The following is a 20,644-nucleotide window of genomic DNA, read 5'->3' as shown; positions in this document are numbered from 1 at the left end:
CGGCAGATCGTAATTTGAGACCCGAAAAAAACGAATCAGCCCGGATCTAAAAATTCTTCGAAAAATGAGCCGCTAAAAGGCTTGCATGCCAACGGTTCGGAACAATCTCCCGTTTTATTCCAAAAATCAATTCCGTTTTACCAGTACTTTATTTATAACAATTTTAATTTAGGATTGATCCGAAAAAGACAATTTGAAATCGTTAGTACTTTAATGCTTTTCTGGCAATTACAGGAGACAGAAATTCCACAACACAGTATGACATACTTTGTTTTAAAACGGCAGCTAGAGTACTACAATTAAATACCTTAAGCATACTATTATGTTACCGAGATTGTTGTATACTGAATAAATTTGTATATTCGGGCTTAGGTTTTTTCAAGCAAAATCTAACCAAATTAAGCTGAAAAGCCGGTTTTTAAAAACCGGCTTTTCCTTTTTTCAGGAATCAATCAATTACCGTGCTTGATTCCTGATGTTCGTCGTAAAATTTTTTGTTTGCTATTCCGCTGAGCGATTTTATAATTTCCGAAGCTCGATCACTTCTTCCTTTCCGTCGTTGTTGAGCGACACCTCCAATTTGTCTCCGGTTAGGCGGGCAATTCCGGTAATGGTACTCCCGTCCGACTTCATCCAGCTTACGGTAAATACTCCGTCCAAACCAGAGGGCGTCAAAGTTGCGATAGTCTGTTGTTTTTTATACCCCAATGTTTCTCCGTTCAGGATCAGCAATTCCTTTTTGTTGTTAGCGGCGTCAATAAGATCAACCAAATAGGTACTGTTGTAATACCCATTTTGAGGCTTATAGTTTTGGCCTTCTTCCACCGTCTGTTTTTCTGACTCTGTTACGGTAGTAATATTTGCCCTAACCGGTTCCTTTTGAGGCGTCACATTTTTTGTTTTGTTTTCAGGAAGTTGATTCAGATCCTTTAGTGCGTCGACAACCGCCTCACCAAAACCAGCACGATATTCTTTTGAACGTCCGGTTCCCTCGTTTTCCCAAATCACCTGGTTCATACAATCCCTTAATTCTATTTTGAGTTTATTTTTCAATACATTGGATTTCTTTTCCACATTAACAGTCAGTGTTTCACAATAGTCATCGGGAATCTCAACGTATTCAAAAACGCCTTTAATGGAATGTTTATCCAATTCAGCCTGAATGGTTGAACTAATACCAAAGGGATTTAGCTCATCTCCAAAATCTCTGAAATAGGTGGGAATTATTACATATTTATAAGCTTGCTGAGCGCTTGCCGAAATGCCTGTTACCAGGACTGCCAAAAGAATTAGATATTTCATTTTTATTTGTTTAATAGATTGCCGGACGAGCAAATAACAGATTCGTTATCGCTTCCGGAAGACGCTACCAAACTAACAAATTTTTATTACCTGACGAAGTTTTGCTTCATCTTCTACAGCCTGTTTTGGAAAAATCGCTCATTGGCGACCCCGCATCACAGAGCCTAATGGCCAGCATAAAACATTCATGATTATCAGGAATCACCAACAGGAATGAAAGGATGCTTTTTCACGTTAAGAAAAGAAGAAGCGCAAAATCGCAAAGGTATAGAATCTGTTTTGCGTGCTTTGCGAAAACTTAGTGGTCTCTGCGTGAACTTTTTTGCTTCGACCAAAGTAACTTTCACAGCAAAAAGGCCTCCACAACCGTGAAAGCCTTCTTATTTGTTTTATTCGTGATTATGCATATTCCAGAACAAATTCTGTCTTTGGGTTTCTCACTTTTTTCATTCCTTCCAGCCAGTCACCTTCCGAATCGCGGTAACCAATAGGAAGCATTGTTACACTTCGTAATCCCTTTTCTTTTAAACCCAGTAAATCATCCAGCTCGTCGTTGCTAAAACCTTCCATCGGCGTGCTGTCTATTTTTAATTCAGCGGCCTGCGTAATGGCCAAACTAAAGCCGATGTAGGCTTGCCGGGCCGTATGAATAAAGTTTTCTTCTGCGGTTTGAGGCAAATACAAGCTCTTCAATTTGCTTGTGTAAGAATCGAAACGGCCTCTTGGTAAACCACGCACATCCGTGGTGTAATTGTAAATCTGATCTATTCTTTCTTCGGTGTAGCGATCCCATGCTGCAAAAACAAGGATATGCGAACAATCGGCAACAATTTGCTGCCCCCAGGCTATCGGCACAATCTTGTTTTTCAATTCCTGGTTCGAAATAACGATCACTCTGAACTGCTGAAGTCCCGATGAAGTAGGTGCCAAACGGGCAGCTTCCACAATTTTTTCCACATCTTCTGCTGCTACTTTTTTTGTGGGGTCATACTTTTTAGTGGCGTAACGCCAATTCAAATTTTCCAATAACATTTTCTGTTTCCTCAATTATAATAAAATCAATACTTTGTCTGATAAGTCCGGAATGGATTGCTTTATTGATCAATTTTAAAGATGTCGGCAAACGACAATTACAACGTACTTCAGTTTCTCAGACTATTTAGATCTGTTCAATACCTTTGTGACGATTCGTTTCAGGTCCTCCATATCTTCCCTTGTTATTCCGATCGCTTCCATCACTTTTTCCGGCACATATGCAGCTTTTTCCTTTAAAGCCTTTCCATTGTCGGTCAAAGTAATTTCAACGACTCTTTCGTCAGAGCGTCTTCTGGAACGGCAAATCAGTGTCTTCGCCTCCAGACGCTTTAACAAGGGAGTTAGTGTTCCGCTGTCCAGATTTAGTTTCTCTCCGATCTGATTAACAGTTTGCAACTCATTTTCCCATAGCACCATCAAAACCAGGTACTGCGGATAAGTTATGTCCAGTTCCTCTAAAAAAGGCCTGTAACTGTTAATTATTTTCCTCGATAATGAATATATCGGAAAGCAAACCTGACTCTTTAATTGTAACTTTTCATCCATCTGCGGCACAAATATAGCACACCATTATATTGTGCACAATTTTATTTTCAAAAACACAAATAATCAATCAACATTTAACATTCATAGAACAAAACAAGGTGATAGCGGGAGTCTGCGGGAGGCGACCTTTCAGAAAAAGCGAAAAATAAAAGAGGAACCATTTCTGATTCCTCTTTCTATTTAGTGTAAGCTTTTTGTTACGCTTGTGCAGTAGGACCACCAAAATTCATTGGTGGCATCATGGGGTCAGAACCCGGTTTTACGTTTTTAATTGGCCCGTGCATGGCTTCATATTTTGCAATATTATCCTGAAGTGCCATTAACAAACGCTTGGCGTGTTCCGGAGTAAGAATTACTCTTGACTTTACATTCGCTTTAGGAATCCCCGGCATTATCCGGACAAAATCCACCACAAACTCAGAACTGGAATGTGTGATAACTGCCAGGTTCGAATACGTCCCCTGAGCTACTTCTTCACTCAACTCGATATTAATTTGTTGTGACTTTTGCTTGTTGTCTTCCATAATTCAAAATGTTATGAATGTCTCATGTCAACCAACCTGTCGTATTCGTCTTTCGAACCAACTACCAGGTTTTTGTATTCTTTCAAACCGGTTCCTGCCGGAATCAGGTGACCACAAATTACGTTCTCCTTCAATCCGTCGAGGTAATCTACCTTTCCGTTGATCGCTGCTTCGTTCAGTACTTTTGTAGTTTCCTGGAACGATGCGGCTGACAACCAGCTGCGTGTTTGAAGTGCAGCCCTGGTAATACCCTGAAGAATCTGGCTTGAGGTTGCAGGAATTGCTTCTCTTGCTTCAACCAGTTTTTTATCTTTTCTTCTCAACTGAGAGTTTTCATCCCTCAAACGTCGGGCAGAAATGATTTGACCAGCTTTCATGCCTTCAGCGTCTCCCGGATCAACTACAACTTTCTTGCTGTAGATCCAGTCGTTTTCTGAAGAGAATTCGTTTTTGTCAACCACTTGTTTTTCAAGGAAACGAGTATCACCCGGATCAACGATTTCTACCTTACGCATCATCTGACGGATGATAACTTCAAAGTGTTTATCGTTAATTTTTACCCCCTGCATACGGTACACATCCTGAACCTCATTCAAGATATACTCCTGAACTGCAGTCGGACCTTTGATGGCCAGAATATCAGAAGGAGTTGTAGCACCGTCAGACAATGGGATACCTGCACGGATATAGTCGTTTTCCTGTACCAGAATCTGTTTTGACAGCGGCACCAGGTATTTCTTCACATCGCCATTCTTTGCTGTAACAACAATCTCACGGTTACCTCTTTTGATCTTACCCAATGAAACTTCACCATCAACCTCGGAAACAACTGCCGGGTTAGAGGGGTTACGGGCTTCGAACAATTCAGTAACACGCGGAAGACCACCGGTGATGTCGCCTGCTTTACCGGCAGCACGAGGAATTTTCACCAGGATGGTACCAGCTTTTACCTGCTGTCCTGCAGATACTGAGATGTGACCTCCTACCGGAAGGTTATAAGAACGAATCATTTCGCCCGAATCGTCCATAATTTTCAGAGACGGGTTCTTTGTTTTGTCCTTAGTTTCGATGATTACTCTTTCACTATAACCGGTCTGTTCATCCGATTCTTCGCGGAAAGTAATACCATCAATCAGGTTATCAAATTCAACTTTACCTTCAAACTCTGTGATGATAACACCGTTGAATGGGTCCCATTCACAAATCAGGGTACCTTTACGGATCTCCTGACCGTTTTTCACATAAAGTTTTGCACCGTAAGGTATCGGGTGTGTAGACAATGGAATATTGGTATTCTTGTCGATGATTTTGAGTTCAGCCAGTCGGCTTACCACAATATCCATCTCTTTACCATCTTCCGTTTTATATTGTACCGCACGAAGTTCTTCAATTTCACAGTAACCGTCGTATTTTGATTCGATGGTTGACTGAGCCGAAATGTTACCCGCGATACCCCCTACGTGGAAAGTACGCAGTGTAAGCTGTGTACCGGGCTCACCGATCGACTGTGCTGCGATAACACCAACGGCCTCGCCTTTTTGCACTTTCAAGCCGGTTGCCAGGTTGCGGCCATAACATTTGGCACAAACACCTATTTTTGATTCACAGGTTAATACCGAACGAATTTCAACGGTTTCAATCGGAGAATCTTCGATTATTTTAGCGATATCATCGGTGATCTCGTCGCCCGATTTTATGATCAGGTTACCGTTTAACGGGTGATAAATATCGTGAACCGTTGTTCTACCAATGATTCTTTCGAACAGTGAAGCCACTACTTCCTCGTTGCTCTTCACATCGGCAGCCACCAGACCACGCAGTGTACCACAGTCGTCTTCAGAGATGATCACATCCTGCGCCACGTCAACCAAACGACGAGTCAGATAACCTGCGTCAGCTGTTTTAAGCGCGGTATCGGCCAATCCTTTACGAGCACCGTGGGTAGAGATAAAGTACTCCAGTACCGACAGTCCTTCTTTAAAATTGGCAAGAATCGGGTTTTCGATAATTTGAGAACCGGTAGAACCAGATTTTTGTGGTTTTGCCATCAATCCCCTCATTCCGCATAACTGGCGAATCTGTTCTTTCGAACCACGAGCCCCCGAGTCTAGCATCATGTAGATTGAATTGAATCCCTGACGGTCGGTACTTAAAGTTTTCATTACCGACTGAGTCAGTTTGGCGTTGGCATGTGTCCAAATATCAATAACCTGGTTGTAACGTTCGTTATTGGTAATGAAACCCATGTTATAGTTGCTGATTACCTCTTCTACCTCCTGGTAACCTTCGCTAACGATTACTTCTTTATCTTCAGGAATGATAACATCGCCCAGGTTGAACGACAAACCGCCACGGTAAGCCATTGTATATCCAAGGTGCTTGATATCATCCAGAAATTTAACGGTAACCGCATTACCACTTGTGTTGAACACATCGGTAATAATGGTTCTCAGCGATTTTTTGGTCAGAAGCTGGTTTACGTAACCTGCTTCGCGAGGAACCACTTCGTTGAAAATCACACGACCAACAGTGGTTTCGATGATGTGCTTAAAGAACTCACCGTTCTCATCCACATCTTCTACTTTTACTTTGATGATGGCGTGCAAATCGATGGATTTTTCGTTATAGGCGATCATTACTTCTTCTGCCGAATAGAATGTCATACCTTCACCTCTTCCACCTTTACGCGGCTTGGTCATGTAATACAGCCCCAATACCATGTCCTGAGAAGGAACCTGGATAGGAGCACCGTTCGCCGGGTTCAACAAGTTGTGCGATGCAAGCATCAGCAACTGTGCCTCCAGAATAGCGGCGTTACCTAACGGAAGGTGAACAGCCATCTGGTCACCGTCGAAGTCGGCGTTAAAACCGGTACATACCAGCGGGTGCAACTGAATTGCTTTACCTTCGATCAAAACCGGCTGGAAAGCCTGGATTGAAAGACGGTGCAGCGTGGGCGCCCTGTTTAGCATTACCGGGTGTCCTTTCAATACATTTTCAAGGATTTCCCAAACAACCGGATCTTTACGGTCAACTATTTTTTTCGCTGATTTTACTGTTTTTACAATACCTCTTTCGATCAACTTACGAATCACAAAAGGTTTGTAAAGTTCCGCTGCCATGTCTTTCGGAAGACCACATTCGTGGATCTGCAGTTTAGGACCAACAACGATTACCGAACGTGCCGAATAGTCAACACGTTTACCCAGAAGGTTCTGACGGAAACGTCCCTGTTTACCTTTCAAACTGTCCGAAAGCGATTTTAGCGCACGGTTATTTTCAGTTTTAACAGCATTTACTTTTCTTGAGTTGTCGAACAACGAGTCAACAGCTTCCTGCAACATACGTTTTTCGTTACGTAAGATTACTTCAGGAGCTTTGATCTCGATCAATCGTTTCAAACGGTTGTTACGAATGATTACACGACGATACAAGTCATTTAAGTCGGATGTTGCAAAACGCCCACCATCCAGCGGCACTAACGGACGCAAATCCGGAGGAATAACCGGAACTACGCGAACGATCATCCATTCCGGACGGTTCAGGTTTTTGCTGGCGCGGAAAGCTTCAACCACCTGCAATCTTTTCAGCGCTTCGTTTTTACGCTGTTGCGATGTCTCGGTATTGGCTTTGTGTCTCAGGTCGTACGACAAATCGTCCAATTCGAGTTTTGCCAAAATGTCGTAAAGCGCTTCCGCTCCCATTTTCGCAACAAACTTGTTTGGATCGTCGTCATCCAGGAACTGGTTTTCTTTTGGCAGAGTGTCCAGAATATCCAGGTACTCTTCCTCGGTAAGAAAATCGAGTTCCTTCACGCCATCCTGCCTTTTAATACCGGCATTGATCACTACATAACGTTCGTAGTAAATGATCGTATCCAGTTTTTTGGTTGGCAAGCCAAGCAGGTAACCAATTTTGTTTGGTAACGAGCGGAAATACCAAATATGCGCTACAGGAACCACCAAAGAGATGTGTCCCATTCTTTCGCGGCGAACTTTCTTTTCTGTTACTTCAACACCACAACGGTCGCAAACGATTCCTTTATAACGGATACGTTTGTACTTACCACAGTGACATTCGTAGTCTTTTACAGGTCCGAAGATACGCTCGCAGAATAAACCGTCTCTTTCAGGTTTGTATGTTCTGTAGTTAATGGTTTCCGGTTTCAAAACTTCGCCGTATGATCTCTCCAGAATTTCTTCGGGAGAGGCCAAACTGATCGAAACTTTTGAAAAACTCGTTTTTGCTTTATTATCTTTTCTGAATGCCATAATTCAAATTAACTTCAATTAAACTGAACCTTTAAAATATCCTACTCCATGCGAACGCTAAGTCCAAGACCACGCAATTCGTGTAGCAGTACGTTCAACGACTCCGGTATTCCGGGTTGTGGCATCGGTTCACCTTTTACAATGGTTTCGTATGCTTTTGCCCTACCCATTACGTCGTCAGACTTAACAGTCAGAATCTCCTGAAGGATATGAGAAGCGCCAAATGCTTCGAGTGCCCAAACCTCCATCTCACCAAAACGCTGACCACCAAACTGAGCTTTACCACCCAAAGGTTGCTGCGTAATAAGCGAGTACGGACCGATTGAACGGGCATGCATTTTGTCTTCTACCATGTGGCCCAGTTTCATCATGTAAATAACCCCAACGGTTGCAGGTTGGTCGAAAGGTTCTCCGGTCTCGCCATTGGTAAGAACGGTTTCACCATAACGTGGAACACCTGCTTTATCGGTATATTCACTAATTTCCTCAAGGCTTGCACCATCAAAAATAGGAGTGGCAAATTTTAATCCCAATTCTTTTCCGGCCCATCCGAGAACTGTTTCGTAAATCTGTCCAAGGTTCATCCTCGAAGGTACACCCAGCGGGTTCAACACGATGTCAACCGGTGTACCGTCTTTCAGGAACGGCATATCTTCCCGGCGAACAACACGCGATACGATACCTTTGTTACCGTGACGACCTGCCATTTTATCCCCAATCTGAAGTTTACGTTTTTTCGCTACGTAAATCTTCGCCAATTGGATGATACCAGCCGGTAGTTCATCTCCAATGGTAACATTGTATCTTTCACGACGTGAAACCGCTTCGGCTTCTTTACACTTCATGATGAAGTTGTTGATTACACGGAAAATAAGATCATTTTTATCTTTGTCTGTTGTCCATTTTGAAGGATTAACAGCCATATAATCGATTTCCTGAAGTTGCTTCAAGGTGAATTTCACCCCTTTGGCAACCACTTCTGTTCCATAGTAATCTTTAACACCCTGCGATGTTTTTCCGCTAACCAAAGTAAAAAGCTTGTCTTCGAGTTTAGCTCTCAAAGCTGCAATGTCGCGCTCCAGTTTTTCGTCGATCTGATCGAGCAATGTTTTGGTCGCTTTACCTTTTTTATCTTTAGTAACACGAGAGAACAGTTTTTTGTCGATAACAACTCCTGTTAATGATGGAGAAGCTTTTAATGAAGCGTCTTTTACATCGCCGGCTTTGTCACCAAAAATCGCACGCAGCAGTTTTTCTTCCGGAGAAGGATCAGATTCCCCTTTCGGAGTAATTTTTCCGATCAGAATATCTCCAGGTCTTACATTAGCTCCGATACGAATTAAACCATTCTCGTCGAGGTTGCGGGTTGCTTCCTCGCTAACGTTTGGAATATCGGAAGTAAATTCCTCCACACCACGTTTGGTATCACGAACTTCGAGGCTGTATTCATCAACGTGAACAGAAGTGAATACGTCTTCGCGAACGATTCTTTCTGAAATCACAATCGCATCCTCGTAGTTGTATCCCTGCCAGGGCATAAATGCCACCATCAGGTTCCGTCCCAAGGCCAGTTCTCCGTTTTCAGTTGCGTAACCTTCTGTCAAAATCTGGCCTTGTTTAATACGCTGGCCTTTTTCAACAATGGGTTTCAGGTCAACTGTGGTTCCCTGGTTGGTTTTGGTATATTTCATTAAATTATAGGTCACCACCTCAGGATCGAAGCTTACAAAGCGGTCGTCTTCTGAAATGTCGTAACGTACTATAATTTGTTTAGCATCTACAAATTCGATTACACCGTCGAACTCGGCTTTCACCATAATATTAGAGTCGGCGGCAGCTCTTGCTTCCAGACCGGTACCCACAATTGGTGCTTCGGGTCGAAGCAGCGGCACGGCCTGACGCATCATGTTCGATCCCATCAATGCACGGTTGGCATCGTCGTGCTCAAGGAAAGAAATCAACGAGGCAGCAACGGAAGCGATCTGGTTAGGACCAACATCCATTAACTCCACTTTTTCTCTTTCAACTACCGGATAGTCACCATCCAAACGGGCTTTTACGCGATCGTTAATGAAGTGTCCTTCTTCGTCGATCGGAGCATTCGCCTGTGCGATGATTTTTCCTTCTTCCTCTTCAGCCGTTAAATAAACTGCGCCTTCGGGAGAAAGGTCTACTTTTCCGTTTTCAACTTTACGATAAGGAGTTGAAATGAAACCAAGGTCGTTGATTTTTGCGAATACACACAAAGAAGAAATCAAACCGATGTTTGGTCCTTCAGGTGTTTCAATCGGACATAGGCGACCATAGTGAGTGTAGTGAACGTCACGAACCTCGAAACCGGCTCTCTCACGTGAAAGACCACCAGGACCTAAAGCCGACATACGACGTTTGTGTGTCATTTCGGCCAACGGGTTGGTCTGATCCATGAACTGTGACAGGGCATTGGTTCCAAAGAATGAGTTGATCACCGACGAAAGTGTTTTTGAGTTGATCAGATCGATCGGTGTAAACACTTCGTTGTCGCGTACGTTCATACGTTCGCGAATGGTACGGGCCATACGGGCCAAACCTACACCAAACTGGTTGTACATTTGCTCGCCTACAGTACGTACCCTACGGTTGCTCAAGTGGTCGATATCGTCGACATCGGTTTTCGAGTTTACCAACTGAATGAGGTTCTTGATAATCTCAATGATATCCTCTTTGGTAAGCACCCGGTTCTCCATGTCGACATCAAGACCCAATTTTTTGTTGATCCTGTAACGACCAACTTCTCCGAGGTCATAACGTTTGTCAGAGAAGAACAATTTGTCAATTACATCGCGTGCAGTCGCTTCATCCGGCGGCTCTGCGTTACGCAACTGACGATAAATGTGTAAAACGGCTTCTTTTTCCGAGTTACACGGGTCTTTCTGAAGGGTATTGTAAATAATGGCAAAATCCTGCTGATTCTGATCTTCTTTGTGCAGAAGAATGGTTTTCACCCCAGAATCCAGGATTTCATCAATGTGGTCTTCTTCGATTTCCGTTTCACGGTCGATGATGACCTCATTACGTTCAATAGATACCACTTCACCTGTATCTTCATCAACGAAATCTTCAACCCACGATTTCAACACACGGGCAGCAAGTTTACGACCCACTAATTTTTTTAATCCTGTTTTTGAAACTTTTATCTCATCAGCAAGATCGAATATTTCAAGGATATCCTTGTCGCTTTCGAAACCGATGGCACGTAAAAGAGTAGTAACAGGTAACTTCTTCTTCCTGTCGATGTAGGCAAACATCACACTGTTGATGTCGGTGGCAAATTCGATCCACGAGCCTTTAAACGGGATAATACGTGCTGAATAAAGTTTCGTACCATTGGCGTGCATGCTCTGTCCGAAGAATACTCCGGGCGAACGGTGCAACTGAGAAACGATAACCCTTTCTGCTCCGTTTATGATAAAGGTTCCCTTATCTGTCATATACGGAACAGTACCCAGGTAAACGTCTTGTACGACCGTATCGAAATCTTCATGTTCCGGGTCGGTACAGAAAAGTTTCAACTTTGCCTTTAATGGTACACTAAAAGTTAACCCACGTTCGATACATTCTTCAATACTGTAACGAGGAGGATCTACCTGATAGTCCAGAAACTCGAGAACAAAATTGTTTCGTGTATCCGAAATCGGGAAGTTTTCCTCAAAAACCTGGAACAAGCCTTCGCTTTTCCGGTTATCGGGTGTGGTTCTTAACTGAAAAAAATCTTTAAACGATTTAACTTGTACTTCTAAGAAGTCAGGGTAATCAAACCTGGTTTGTGTTGAGGAAAAATTAATCCTCTCTTGTGTTGTATTTACTGTCATGTATTTATACAGGTTAATGATATAAAATATAAATACACAAAAAGGTTTAGAACCCTACTTGCGAAGGGTTCTAAACCATATTACCTATGAAAATAGGTAGCAATGCGTTATTTCAATTCTACTTCTGCTCCGGCTTCTTCCAACTGAGCTTTCAGCGCTTCAGCTTCTTCTTTAGAAACTTTTTCTTTCAGAGCTTTTGGTGCACCATCAACTACTTCTTTTGCTTCTTTCAAGCCAAGACCAGTTAATTCTTTAACGAGTTTTACAACTGCAAGTTTAGAAGCACCTGCGGCTTTCAAAATCACGTCAAATTCAGTTTGTTCAGCAGCAGCTTCTTCGCCACCGCCAACGGCTGGTCCTGCGACTGCAACTGCAGCAGCAGCTGGTTCAATACCATATTCATCTTTAAGGATGCCAGCTAATTCGTTAACCTCTTTAACAGTCAAGTTTACCAACTCTTCTGCAAGCTGTTTTAAATCTGCCATTTTTATTACTTTTTAAATTATTTCGTAAAAAATTATTTTTTCTCTTTCAGTGTTTCAAGAACACCATGAATAATAGTACCACCTGACTGCAGCTGACCCACAACTGTTTTGATCGGTGATTGTAAAAGGGCCACAACGTCTGCGATAAGCTCGTTTTTAGATTTAACGGCTACCAATGCATCGAGTTGTTCAGCTCCCATATAAACTGACTCTTCAACAAACGCTGCCTTTAAAACAGGCTTCTTTTTCGTTTTGCTGAATTCTTTGATCAGTTTTGCTGGAACGTTACCTGTAGTGGTAAACATTACTGATGTATTCCCTTTAAGAGCATCGTAAATCTCTTCAGCGTTCTTTGATGAACTCTCAAGAGCCTTACGTAGTAGAGTATTCTTAACAACAACCAGTTTTACATCTTGTTTAAAACATAGTCTCCTTAAATCACTGGTATCCGCAGCGTTCAATCCACTAATGTCGGTCAGATAAAAATGGTCGTATGAATCTATCTGTTCTTGTAAATTATTAATAATAACTTGTTTGTCTGAACTCTTCATAATTCCAATTTTTATTCTGCTAACGACTTAGATTCTACCTGAATACCAGGGCTCATGGTACTGGATAAATAGATACTCTTAATGTAGGTTCCTTTTGCAGCTGTTGGCTTCAGTTTGTTGATGGTATTGATAAACTCAACGGCATTTTCTTTAATCTTTTCGGGAGTAAAAGATACTTTACCGATAGATGTGTGAACGATACCGAATTTATCAACTTTAAAATCAATTTTACCTTGCTTAACTTCAGAGATGGCCTTACCTACTTCCATGGTTACGGTTCCGCTTTTAGGGTTCGGCATTAAACCGCGAGGACCGAGAATACGACCCAACGCCCCAACTTTTCCCATAACCGGAGGCATAGTGATAATTACATCAACATCAGTCCATCCGCCTTTTATCTTCTCAACATAGTCGTCGAGACCTACATAGTCAGCTCCGGCATCTTTAGCTTCCTGTTCTTTATCAGGAGTTACCAATGCCAAAACACGTACTTCTTTTCCTGTTCCATGGGGTAACGAAACTACGCCTCTAACCATCTGGTTAGCTTTTCTTGGATCAACTCCCAGGCGTACATCAATATCAACAGATGCATCGAACTTAGTAAAAGTAATTTCTTTCACCAGTTGTGCAGCTTCATCAATTGAGTATACTTTACCTTTCTCAAGTTTTTCCAAAGAAGCTTTTTTATTTTTCGTAATTCTGCCCATCGTAAAAGATATTAATAGTTATTAGAATGGTGAAGTACCTTTAACGGTAATTCCCATACTTCTGGCAGTTCCAGCTACCATTTTCATTGCCGATTCCACTGTAAAGCAGTTCAGGTCAGCCATTTTAACTTCGGCTATTTGTTTTACCTGATCCCAGTTCACAGAACCTACTTTTTTAACGTGAGGTTCTGAAGAACCGCTTTTTACTTTAGCAGCTTCCAACAACTGAACCGCTACCGGAGGTTGTTTAATTATGAAGTCAAACGACTTGTCTGCAAAAACAGTGATAATCACCGGAAGTACTTTACCAGGTTGATCCTGTGTTCTTCCGTTGAACTGTTTGCAGAACTGCATAATGTTCACTCCCTTCGAGCCTAATGCTGGTCCTACCGGTGGTGATGGATTAGCAGCACCACCTTTGATTTGTAATTTAATTAATGCAGCAACTTCTTTCGCCATAACAATAAATTAAAGCGTTACTATTCCTTTTCAACTTGCATAAAGCTAAGCTCCAAAGGAGTTTTACGTCCGAAAATCTTCACCATCACTTGCAGCTTTTTCTTCTCTTCATTGATTTCCTCAATGGTTCCGTTAAAGCCGTTGAATGGTCCATCGATTACTTTGACCGTTTCTCCTACCACATATGGGATATTGATTTCTTCGTCGGTTTCCGCCAATTCGTCCACACGACCTAAAATCCTGTTTACCTCGCTTTGCCGCATCGGTACCGGATCTCCACCTTTGGTGTCGCCTAAAAACCCGATTACGTTAGGAAAATTCCTTAGTGTGTGTGCAACTTCACCCACTAATGCAGCTTCGATTAAAACATACCCCGGAAAAAAATTTCGCTCCTTGCTGATTTTTTTACCATTTCGGATCTGATAAACTTTTTCCGTTGGAATGAGAACCTGATCAACAAAACCTTTTAAATCACCATTTGCGATTTCGTTTTCGATATATTCCTTTACCTTCTTCTCCTTGCCTCCAATCGCACGCAGAACATACCATTTTTTACTATTTTCGCTCATCTCGACTTAAAGGTTTTGATTAATAAAATAATCCATAAATAAAATTCATTATGTTTCTGAATGACAGATCCATAACGAAAATAACTAATGATATTATAAAGGAAGCAATCATTACTACCAGTGCGCTACTTTGTAGCTCTTTCCAAGTAGGCCATGTTACTTTGTGTACGAGTTCTTCGTACGCCTCTTGCAAGTAAATTTTTAATTTCATGTGATAATTTTATTATCTACGCAACAAATGAAACCTGCGAATCTTCCTTTTCCTGTTGAAAGAAAGTCTTATGCATGCTTCATTCTAAGGTCATTGTTTGTACGGAAGGTAAGCCTCGAACTTACTGTTATCAACCACTCCCTTCTGAGATCTTCCGTTATAAAGTCCCGGGCCGAAACCCGGGACTAATATTTTATTGAATTGTATTATTCAACAATTTCAGTTACCTGACCAGCACCTACTGTACGACCACCTTCGCGGATTGCGAAACGAAGACCGATATTCAATGCTACCGGGTAGATCAATTCTACTTCGATTGATACGTTATCACCAGGCATAACCATTTCGCGGCCAGCTTCCAGGTGAATTTCACCAGTTACGTCCAAAGTACGCAGGTAGAATTGCGGACGATATTTGTTATGGAATGGAGTGTGACGTCCACCTTCTTCTTTTTTCAATACGTAAACCTCAGCTTTGAATTTTTTGTGAGGAGTGATTGAACCTGGTTTTGCCAGAATCTGTCCACGTTTGATTTCTTTTTTGTCAACACCACGCAACAACAAACCTACGTTGTCACCAGCCTGACCATCATCCAAAATCTTACGGAACATTTCAACACCAGTACATACAGTCTTACGACCTTCTGCTCCTAAACCGATCAACTGCAGTTCGTCACCAGTGTGAACAACACCAGTTTCGATACGACCTGTTGCTACAGTACCACGACCAGTGATCGAGAATACGTCTTCAACCGGCATCAGGAATGGTTTGTCGATATCACGTGGAGGCAGCGGAATCCAAGTATCGCAAGCATCCATCAGTTCCATAATTTTTTCTTCCCATTGTGGCTCACCGTTCAATGCACCTAATGCAGAACCTTTGATAACAGGAGTATTGTCGCCATCGAAATCATAGAAATCAAGCAATTCGCGAATTTCCATTTCTACAAGCTCTAACAATTCTTCGTCATCAACCATATCCACTTTGTTCATGAATACAACCAAACGAGGAACGTTTACCTGACGAGCAAGAAGAATGTGCTCACGTGTTTGTGGCATAGGACCGTCAGTTGCAGCAACCACAATAATAGCACCGTCCATCTGGGCAGCACCAGTTACCATGTTCTTAACGTAGTCGGCGTGACCGGGACAGTCAACGTGTGCATAGTGACGATTTTCTGTCTGATATTCTACGTGTGCAGTGTTAATAGTAATACCCCTTTCTTTTTCTTCAGGAGCGTTGTCGATTTGATCGAAAGCCTTAACTTCAGATAAACCTTTTTTAGCTAATACCATAGTAATAGCTGCAGTCAGGGTTGTCTTACCATGGTCAACGTGGCCAATAGTACCAATGTTAACATGGTCCTTATCCCTTACAAACGTTTGTTTAGCCATAATTGCAAAATTTTAATTTATTCATCTTTAAATCATCTGAGCCGAAGACGAGAATTGAACTCGTGACCTCATCCTTACCAAGGATGCGCTCTACCCCTGAGCTACTCCGGCCTTACACACACAAAGAGACAGGAACTCAGAACATTCTACTGTCCGGAATTCCAATCTCTTGATTGAGCGGGAAACGGGACTCAAACCCGCGACCCTTAGCTTGGAAGGCTAATGCTCTATCGACTGAGCTATTCCCGCTTATATTTTCCATCGCGAAAAACGCGGTGCAAAATTACAACTTTTTTCCAAACGGCCGAACAAAAACTCAACTTTTCGAAGTTGTCGGTAATTTTTTTATCGCTCTACTCAAAAAAAAGACAAGAAAACCTAACGCCTTCACGCCTCTATTTTCCTTTATATTGCGATGTATTCAGCTGTTTTAAGAACGTCCCTGAAAAGGGTTTGCAAATGTAAAAATTATATTTTAAAAACCTAAAACTTGATCGTCAAATTTTAAATTTTATTTGTTTTTAAGCTTCTCCTTGTATTTGTCGATTTGCTTTTTGAGTGCATCTATCGCCAAATCAATAGCTTCCTCAAAAGAATCAGCTTGTTTCTTTGCGAACAAATTGTCCTGTGCCGGGATTGAAAGTTCTAACTCAGCAACTTTATTATTTGCTGTTTCTGGCTTTACAACTTTTAAAGTTACCTCAGCCTTGATAATGCCGTCAAAAAAAGTATCCAGTTTCCCAACCTTCTTATTCACGAAATCAACTAATTTCTGGTCGGCACTAAAATGTACTGAATTAATCTTTACTTCCATAATTAATCGTTTTTATCCCCCCGAGGGTGGGCTTGTTTATAACTATCGCGCAGCTTCTCAAAGGTTGTATGTGTATAAACCTGGGTTGCTGCCAAATTTGAATGTCCTAACAATTCTTTAACTGCATTTAAATCGGCTCCTCTATTTAACAGATGCGTCGCATAAGTGTGCCGCAATACATGCGGACTTTTCTTCTCTAAAGAGGTGACTTTCTCAAGATTACGAGTCACCAGTCTGTAAACAAGTTTTTCGTATACCTGCTCGCCTTTGTCTGTTACCAATAAAAACTCAGTTTTAGATCCAAATGTTTTGTTTCGTACCTCAATATAGGCATTTAATAATTCATTTATCTCTCTGGGGTAAGGAATCACTCTTTCTTTTTTTCTTTTCCCAAGAACCCGGATCAAATACTCTTTTGTATCAACATCCCGATCCTTTAACCCAAGCAATTCAGACAGCCTTATCCCTGTGCCATAAAACAACGAAACAATTAACTTGTCCCTTATACCGGAGAAAGTATCATCAAAAACACCGCCGTCATCCAGCAAATGATTCAAACTTTGCTCATCGACAAATGTCGGCAGCTTTTTACGCACTTTCGGGAGTGTAAGGTTTGCTGCCGGATTTGTATCAACGATCTCCTCTCGCATCAAATAATTGTAGAACGACTTTACCGAAGTAATCTTTCGATGTATACTCCTGGGTGTCAGGCCTTGCTCTATCATTTGAAGCAACCAACTCCGAAGCGAATCTCTATCAACCTCTTTAACATGAAATTCCCCGACCATTTTTGTGTAAAAATCCACAAATTGATCGAGGTCATTTTTGTATGCCACTGCCGTATGAGGAGAGTATCTCTTCTCATACTTCAAATAGTTGATAAACGATTCCTGATAACTCATCGGCCATCTCTACAAAAAATCAGGAACCACTAATTAAAAATTAGTCTTCCTGCTGCTGCAAACCTTGTACGTAAGCTGCTTTCTTTAACTCTTCCCTTCTTTTTACTGAAGGTTTGGTAAATTTTTGACGTTCGCGTAATTCTTTAATTACACCCGTTTTTTCGAATTTTCTCTTGAACCTTTTTAAGGCTCTTTCAATATTTTCGCCCTCTTTTACCGGAATAATAATCATATCTGTCGGTTTTAACTTTTTAAAATTGAGGCGCAAATTTAGAAATTATTCATACTATATCAAATTTAAAGTAAAAAAATAATAATTCCTATCTGAAAAATTCAGTTTTCGCGTTTTAAAAACAGGTAAGATAAGGCATAATCCGGTTAAAAGTTTCATCGCCGAACCCCTGGACTGAAGAGAGTTCGGAGAGATTGCGAAAGGCTCCCCTTTTATCTCTCATTTCCAAAATTTGAGTGACCTGAGTTTTCGACAAATATGGATGGCGTAACAACTCGGCGTAATCCAAAAAGTTAATTCTTAGCTTTTTAATTTGAAGAGTATCTGTATAAACAAAATCCTGGATTTTCGCATACGTTTCAGGAGGCAGATTATATACCTCCAGAAGTTGTGTGGTAGAATAATAACCTCCTAAAAGTTCACGGTATCGTATAATTCGATTCGCATATGCAGGGCCAATTCCGGGTAATCGAACCAGCTGAGACGAATCGGCGCTGTTTAATTCAATCCGTAGTGTAATCTCCGGACTTGGAGTCACGGTCTCTACAACCGAATCAAACAATAAATACGGCTTTATCTTTAAAAATAGAGTTGAATCAATTCCATATATCTTAAGTAGGTCTTCTGCTGTTCGAAACGCTCCTCCGTTTGTTCTGTATGCCATCATATTATTTACCTGAAACGTATTAAACCCTATCGTTTCCAATTTCTCAACAGTTACCGTATTGGGGTTGAAGTATTCTGGAGTCAGCTCTTTTAGCACATCTGCTTCAGGGGAGGATCGTTTGACATTTAAACCCGGAATTACGATAAAATCTTCAATCGCGTAAAAAATTGAATCCGTCATGCCATAAATCTTTCTGAGGGCTTCTGCGTTTTTAAATTCACCACCGGCCCTGCGATAAGAAATTATGTTCCGTTTAATTTGATCCGGAATATTGAGCGAATCAAGTTTTATTGTCGTTATTTTATTGGGATCGAACTTAAAGAGAGTGAGCGTAGAACCGACATCAGATTGTTGCCTTTGATCAGCCTCCCATTCTGCCACTAATCGCTTAATTTCAGAAAAGTCAGTTCCCTTATTGGGAGGCAGACAATCAGCCAGATAATTTACAACGATGGCAATCAGCAATATTCCGGCAAATAAAACTATCCCGTTTCTATCCGACCGTGAATAGGTCAGGTATTGGCGTTTGATGCGTTGCAGAGCTTTTTTCATTGTGTTCGGAAATTCAAACCGACCAAGAACCTACAAGTTATTACAAATGATGCAGTAATGCAATGCACAAACAAAAAAGCCGGCTATGCCGGCTTCAAAAATCAAAATATTTTGTCTTATGTAATTCCTTTTATAAAAAGCGCGGCTACCGCAATTATACCAATCGCCACAGGCGCAATGTATTTAATGATGAAGAACACTACCCGGTACAGGGAAGACTTCAATTTCGCTCCGTTACTAATTTCGTCAAGAAAATTCTCTTTCTTCAACTTCCACCCCACAAAGACAACAATTAGCAATGCGCCAAATGTGAGCATAATATTCGCAGAGGCAAAATCGAGTAATCCAAAAATTGTTTTGCCGATAATGTGGAAGCCACTTAACACTCCAAACGATAACGTGGCCAACACCCCTAATACGCTTATTGAAACCGACGCGATCAACGTAGCTTTCCCTCGTGAAAAACCTAATTCCTCTTTTAAATAGGCCACAACAACTTCAAGCACCGAAATAGTGGAAGTGAGCGCGGCTACACACAAAAGGAAGAAGAAGATAACAGCAAAAACAACACCTCCGGGCATTGCCTTAAACACCAAAGGCAACACCTCGAATACCAGTCCCGGGCCAGGCGACATTTGATCAATGGAGCCGACAGAGAAAGCAAAGATTGCAGGGATTACCATTAAACTTGCGAGGATGGCAATAAATGTATCGGTAAAAGCTACCTGAGAAGCCGTTTTTAGTAGATGATTGTCTTTTTGAATATATGAACCATAAGTTATAAGCGTACCCATGCCAACGCTTAACGAGAAAGCGGCTTGCCCCAGTGCCATCAACACTGTTTTAAAATTTACTACCGACCAATCGGGAATAAATAGATAGCGTACCCCTTTCATTGCTCCGGGTAATGTAACCGAGCGTATAACAACAAAAGCAATAAGAATGGCCAAAACCGGCATCAATATCTTTGTAAACTTTTCGATTCCCTTTTTGATTCCTCCATAAACCACCAATCCTGTAATGGTCATAATCACCAGTTGCCATACAACCGGACGGTAAGGATTAGAACTGAAATCTGAAAAATTCTTCACCAAATCATCGGTATGTAATAACTTTCCGGTTAGTGACTGTACGAGATACTCAAGTGTCCATCCAGCAACCGCACTGTAAAACGAAAGAATTGCAAAAGCGGTTATAATCCCAAGAGACCCGACCAGATACCAGGGCGTTTTTGGAGCCAGTTTTTTAAATGATCCAAAAGCATTTAGCTGAGCACGCCGCCCAATAGAAAACTCTGACAACATTACCGGAATTCCGATAAAGATGATAAAGCCAACATACAACAGCAAAAATGCTCCTCCCCCGTTTTGAGTTGTGACCAAAGGAAATCTCCATATATTTCCCAGGCCAACCGCGGAGCCGGCTGCTGCGGCGATCACGCCAAATTTAGAACTAAACGAATCTCTGTTCCCGGAAGGAAGGGTTGCCATAAAATTTCAGTTTATTATATAATACTCAGGCCTGCTTACAATCTCATATACTTTGATTGCCAAAAATGCAAAAAATAACTCT

Annotated in this window: 18 protein-coding genes and 2 tRNA genes; all 20 read right to left on the bottom strand. The window is 41.6% G+C overall.

The genetic code is table 11. From position 1 onward, the window contains the following. Positions 1-519 precede the first annotated feature (519 nt). The 20 genes from MR764_RS19130 to MR764_RS19035 all read right to left on the bottom strand — a co-directional run bounded on the left by MR764_RS19130 (position 520) and on the right by MR764_RS19035 (position 20,562). Positions 520-1,302 carry a hypothetical protein gene (locus MR764_RS19130; RefSeq protein ID WP_247981063.1) on the bottom strand — a complete coding sequence of 261 codons (783 nt, stop codon included), beginning with the start codon at positions 1,300-1,302 and terminating at the stop codon, positions 520-522. A gap of 399 nt (positions 1,303-1,701) precedes the next feature. After that, positions 1,702-2,334 carry an NAD(P)H-dependent oxidoreductase gene (locus MR764_RS19125; RefSeq protein ID WP_348773092.1) on the bottom strand — a complete coding sequence of 211 codons (633 nt, stop codon included), beginning with the start codon at positions 2,332-2,334 and terminating at the stop codon, positions 1,702-1,704. 123 nt (positions 2,335-2,457) lie between these two features. Continuing rightward, positions 2,458-2,883, bottom strand: coding sequence for a MarR family transcriptional regulator (locus tag MR764_RS19120; RefSeq protein WP_247981061.1), 426 nt, complete (start codon positions 2,881-2,883; stop codon positions 2,458-2,460). A gap of 197 nt (positions 2,884-3,080) precedes the next feature. After that, positions 3,081-3,407: a DUF3467 domain-containing protein gene (locus MR764_RS19115; protein WP_247981060.1), complete on the bottom strand. Its 327-nt coding sequence runs from the start codon at positions 3,405-3,407 to the stop codon at positions 3,081-3,083. An 11-nt stretch (positions 3,408-3,418) separates the two neighbouring features. Continuing rightward, positions 3,419-7,678, bottom strand: a complete 4,260-nt coding sequence (gene rpoC / locus MR764_RS19110) for a DNA-directed RNA polymerase subunit beta' (RefSeq protein ID WP_247981059.1) — start codon at positions 7,676-7,678, stop codon at positions 3,419-3,421. A 41-nt stretch (positions 7,679-7,719) separates the two neighbouring features. After that, entirely contained in the window at positions 7,720-11,529 is a 3,810-nt protein-coding gene (gene rpoB / locus MR764_RS19105) for a DNA-directed RNA polymerase subunit beta (RefSeq protein ID WP_247981058.1), read from the bottom strand. A gap of 107 nt (positions 11,530-11,636) precedes the next feature. Continuing rightward, positions 11,637-12,014, bottom strand: coding sequence for a 50S ribosomal protein L7/L12 (gene rplL, locus MR764_RS19100; RefSeq protein ID WP_247981057.1), 378 nt, complete (start codon positions 12,012-12,014; stop codon positions 11,637-11,639). Between the two features lie 32 nt (positions 12,015-12,046). After that, positions 12,047-12,565: a 50S ribosomal protein L10 gene (gene rplJ / locus MR764_RS19095; protein ID WP_247981056.1), complete on the bottom strand. Its 519-nt coding sequence runs from the start codon at positions 12,563-12,565 to the stop codon at positions 12,047-12,049. Between the two features lie 11 nt (positions 12,566-12,576). Then, a complete protein-coding gene (gene rplA / locus MR764_RS19090; RefSeq protein WP_247981055.1) occupies positions 12,577-13,272 on the bottom strand; it encodes a 50S ribosomal protein L1 in 696 nt (231 codons plus the stop codon). A 21-nt stretch (positions 13,273-13,293) separates the two neighbouring features. Continuing rightward, positions 13,294-13,731 carry a 50S ribosomal protein L11 gene (gene rplK, locus MR764_RS19085; protein WP_247981054.1) on the bottom strand — a complete coding sequence of 146 codons (438 nt, stop codon included), beginning with the start codon at positions 13,729-13,731 and terminating at the stop codon, positions 13,294-13,296. Between the two features lie 20 nt (positions 13,732-13,751). Then, positions 13,752-14,300: a transcription termination/antitermination protein NusG gene (nusG, locus tag MR764_RS19080; RefSeq protein ID WP_119438675.1), complete on the bottom strand. Its 549-nt coding sequence runs from the start codon at positions 14,298-14,300 to the stop codon at positions 13,752-13,754. Between the two features lie 19 nt (positions 14,301-14,319). Further along, entirely contained in the window at positions 14,320-14,511 is a 192-nt protein-coding gene (gene secE, locus MR764_RS19075) for a preprotein translocase subunit SecE (RefSeq protein WP_247981053.1), read from the bottom strand. A 206-nt stretch (positions 14,512-14,717) separates the two neighbouring features. Then, entirely contained in the window at positions 14,718-15,905 is a 1,188-nt protein-coding gene (tuf, locus tag MR764_RS19070; protein WP_247981052.1) for an elongation factor Tu, read from the bottom strand. A 39-nt stretch (positions 15,906-15,944) separates the two neighbouring features. Next, positions 15,945-16,016 (bottom strand) — tRNA-Thr (locus MR764_RS19065). A 65-nt stretch (positions 16,017-16,081) separates the two neighbouring features. After that, a tRNA-Gly gene (locus MR764_RS19060) sits at positions 16,082-16,154 on the bottom strand. A 262-nt stretch (positions 16,155-16,416) separates the two neighbouring features. After that, the gene (raiA, locus tag MR764_RS19055) at positions 16,417-16,719 is read right to left on the bottom strand and encodes a ribosome-associated translation inhibitor RaiA (RefSeq protein ID WP_247981051.1); all 303 of its coding nucleotides are present in this window, start codon (positions 16,717-16,719) and stop codon (positions 16,417-16,419) included. A 2-nt stretch (positions 16,720-16,721) separates the two neighbouring features. Further along, positions 16,722-17,621: a tyrosine-type recombinase/integrase gene (locus MR764_RS19050; protein ID WP_247981050.1), complete on the bottom strand. Its 900-nt coding sequence runs from the start codon at positions 17,619-17,621 to the stop codon at positions 16,722-16,724. A gap of 40 nt (positions 17,622-17,661) precedes the next feature. Next, positions 17,662-17,853 carry a 30S ribosomal protein S21 gene (rpsU, locus tag MR764_RS19045; RefSeq protein WP_119438680.1) on the bottom strand — a complete coding sequence of 64 codons (192 nt, stop codon included), beginning with the start codon at positions 17,851-17,853 and terminating at the stop codon, positions 17,662-17,664. 115 nt (positions 17,854-17,968) lie between these two features. Then, a complete protein-coding gene (locus tag MR764_RS19040; RefSeq protein WP_247981049.1) occupies positions 17,969-19,072 on the bottom strand; it encodes a helix-hairpin-helix domain-containing protein in 1,104 nt (367 codons plus the stop codon). 116 nt (positions 19,073-19,188) lie between these two features. Further along, positions 19,189-20,562: a sodium-dependent transporter gene (locus MR764_RS19035; protein ID WP_247981048.1), complete on the bottom strand. Its 1,374-nt coding sequence runs from the start codon at positions 20,560-20,562 to the stop codon at positions 19,189-19,191. Between the last annotated feature and the right edge of the window lie 82 nt (positions 20,563-20,644).

It is taken from the genome of Maribellus sp. YY47, from assembly GCF_023111095.1.
Taxonomy (GTDB): domain Bacteria; phylum Bacteroidota; class Bacteroidia; order Bacteroidales; family Prolixibacteraceae; genus Draconibacterium.
Note: the sequence above shows the minus strand (reverse complement) of the source record. Positions and strands in the feature narration are given on the sequence as shown.

Bases quoted from the DNA above. Each gene is read 5' to 3' on its own strand.
- MR764_RS19130 (WP_247981063.1), bottom strand. From the start codon at position 1,302: ATGAAATATCTAATTCTTTTGGCAGTCCTGGTAACAGGCATTTCGGCA.
- MR764_RS19125 (WP_348773092.1), bottom strand. From the start codon at position 2,334: ATGTTATTGGAAAATTTGAATTGGCGTTACGCCACTAAAAAGTATGAC.
- MR764_RS19120 (WP_247981061.1), bottom strand. From the start codon at position 2,883: ATGGATGAAAAGTTACAATTAAAGAGTCAGGTTTGCTTTCCGATATAT.
- MR764_RS19115 (WP_247981060.1), bottom strand. From the start codon at position 3,407: ATGGAAGACAACAAGCAAAAGTCACAACAAATTAATATCGAGTTGAGT.
- rpoC (WP_247981059.1), bottom strand. From the start codon at position 7,678: ATGGCATTCAGAAAAGATAATAAAGCAAAAACGAGTTTTTCAAAAGTT.
- rpoB (WP_247981058.1), bottom strand. From the start codon at position 11,529: ATGACAGTAAATACAACACAAGAGAGGATTAATTTTTCCTCAACACAA.
- rplL (WP_247981057.1), bottom strand. From the start codon at position 12,014: ATGGCAGATTTAAAACAGCTTGCAGAAGAGTTGGTAAACTTGACTGTT.
- rplJ (WP_247981056.1), bottom strand. From the start codon at position 12,565: ATGAAGAGTTCAGACAAACAAGTTATTATTAATAATTTACAAGAACAG.
- rplA (WP_247981055.1), bottom strand. From the start codon at position 13,272: ATGGGCAGAATTACGAAAAATAAAAAAGCTTCTTTGGAAAAACTTGAG.
- rplK (WP_247981054.1), bottom strand. From the start codon at position 13,731: ATGGCGAAAGAAGTTGCTGCATTAATTAAATTACAAATCAAAGGTGGT.
- nusG (WP_119438675.1), bottom strand. From the start codon at position 14,300: ATGAGCGAAAATAGTAAAAAATGGTATGTTCTGCGTGCGATTGGAGGC.
- secE (WP_247981053.1), bottom strand. From the start codon at position 14,511: ATGAAATTAAAAATTTACTTGCAAGAGGCGTACGAAGAACTCGTACAC.
- tuf (WP_247981052.1), bottom strand. From the start codon at position 15,905: ATGGCTAAACAAACGTTTGTAAGGGATAAGGACCATGTTAACATTGGT.
- raiA (WP_247981051.1), bottom strand. From the start codon at position 16,719: ATGGAAGTAAAGATTAATTCAGTACATTTTAGTGCCGACCAGAAATTA.
- MR764_RS19050 (WP_247981050.1), bottom strand. From the start codon at position 17,621: ATGAGTTATCAGGAATCGTTTATCAACTATTTGAAGTATGAGAAGAGA.
- rpsU (WP_119438680.1), bottom strand. From the start codon at position 17,853: ATGATTATTATTCCGGTAAAAGAGGGCGAAAATATTGAAAGAGCCTTA.
- MR764_RS19040 (WP_247981049.1), bottom strand. From the start codon at position 19,072: ATGAAAAAAGCTCTGCAACGCATCAAACGCCAATACCTGACCTATTCA.
- MR764_RS19035 (WP_247981048.1), bottom strand. From the start codon at position 20,562: ATGGCAACCCTTCCTTCCGGGAACAGAGATTCGTTTAGTTCTAAATTT.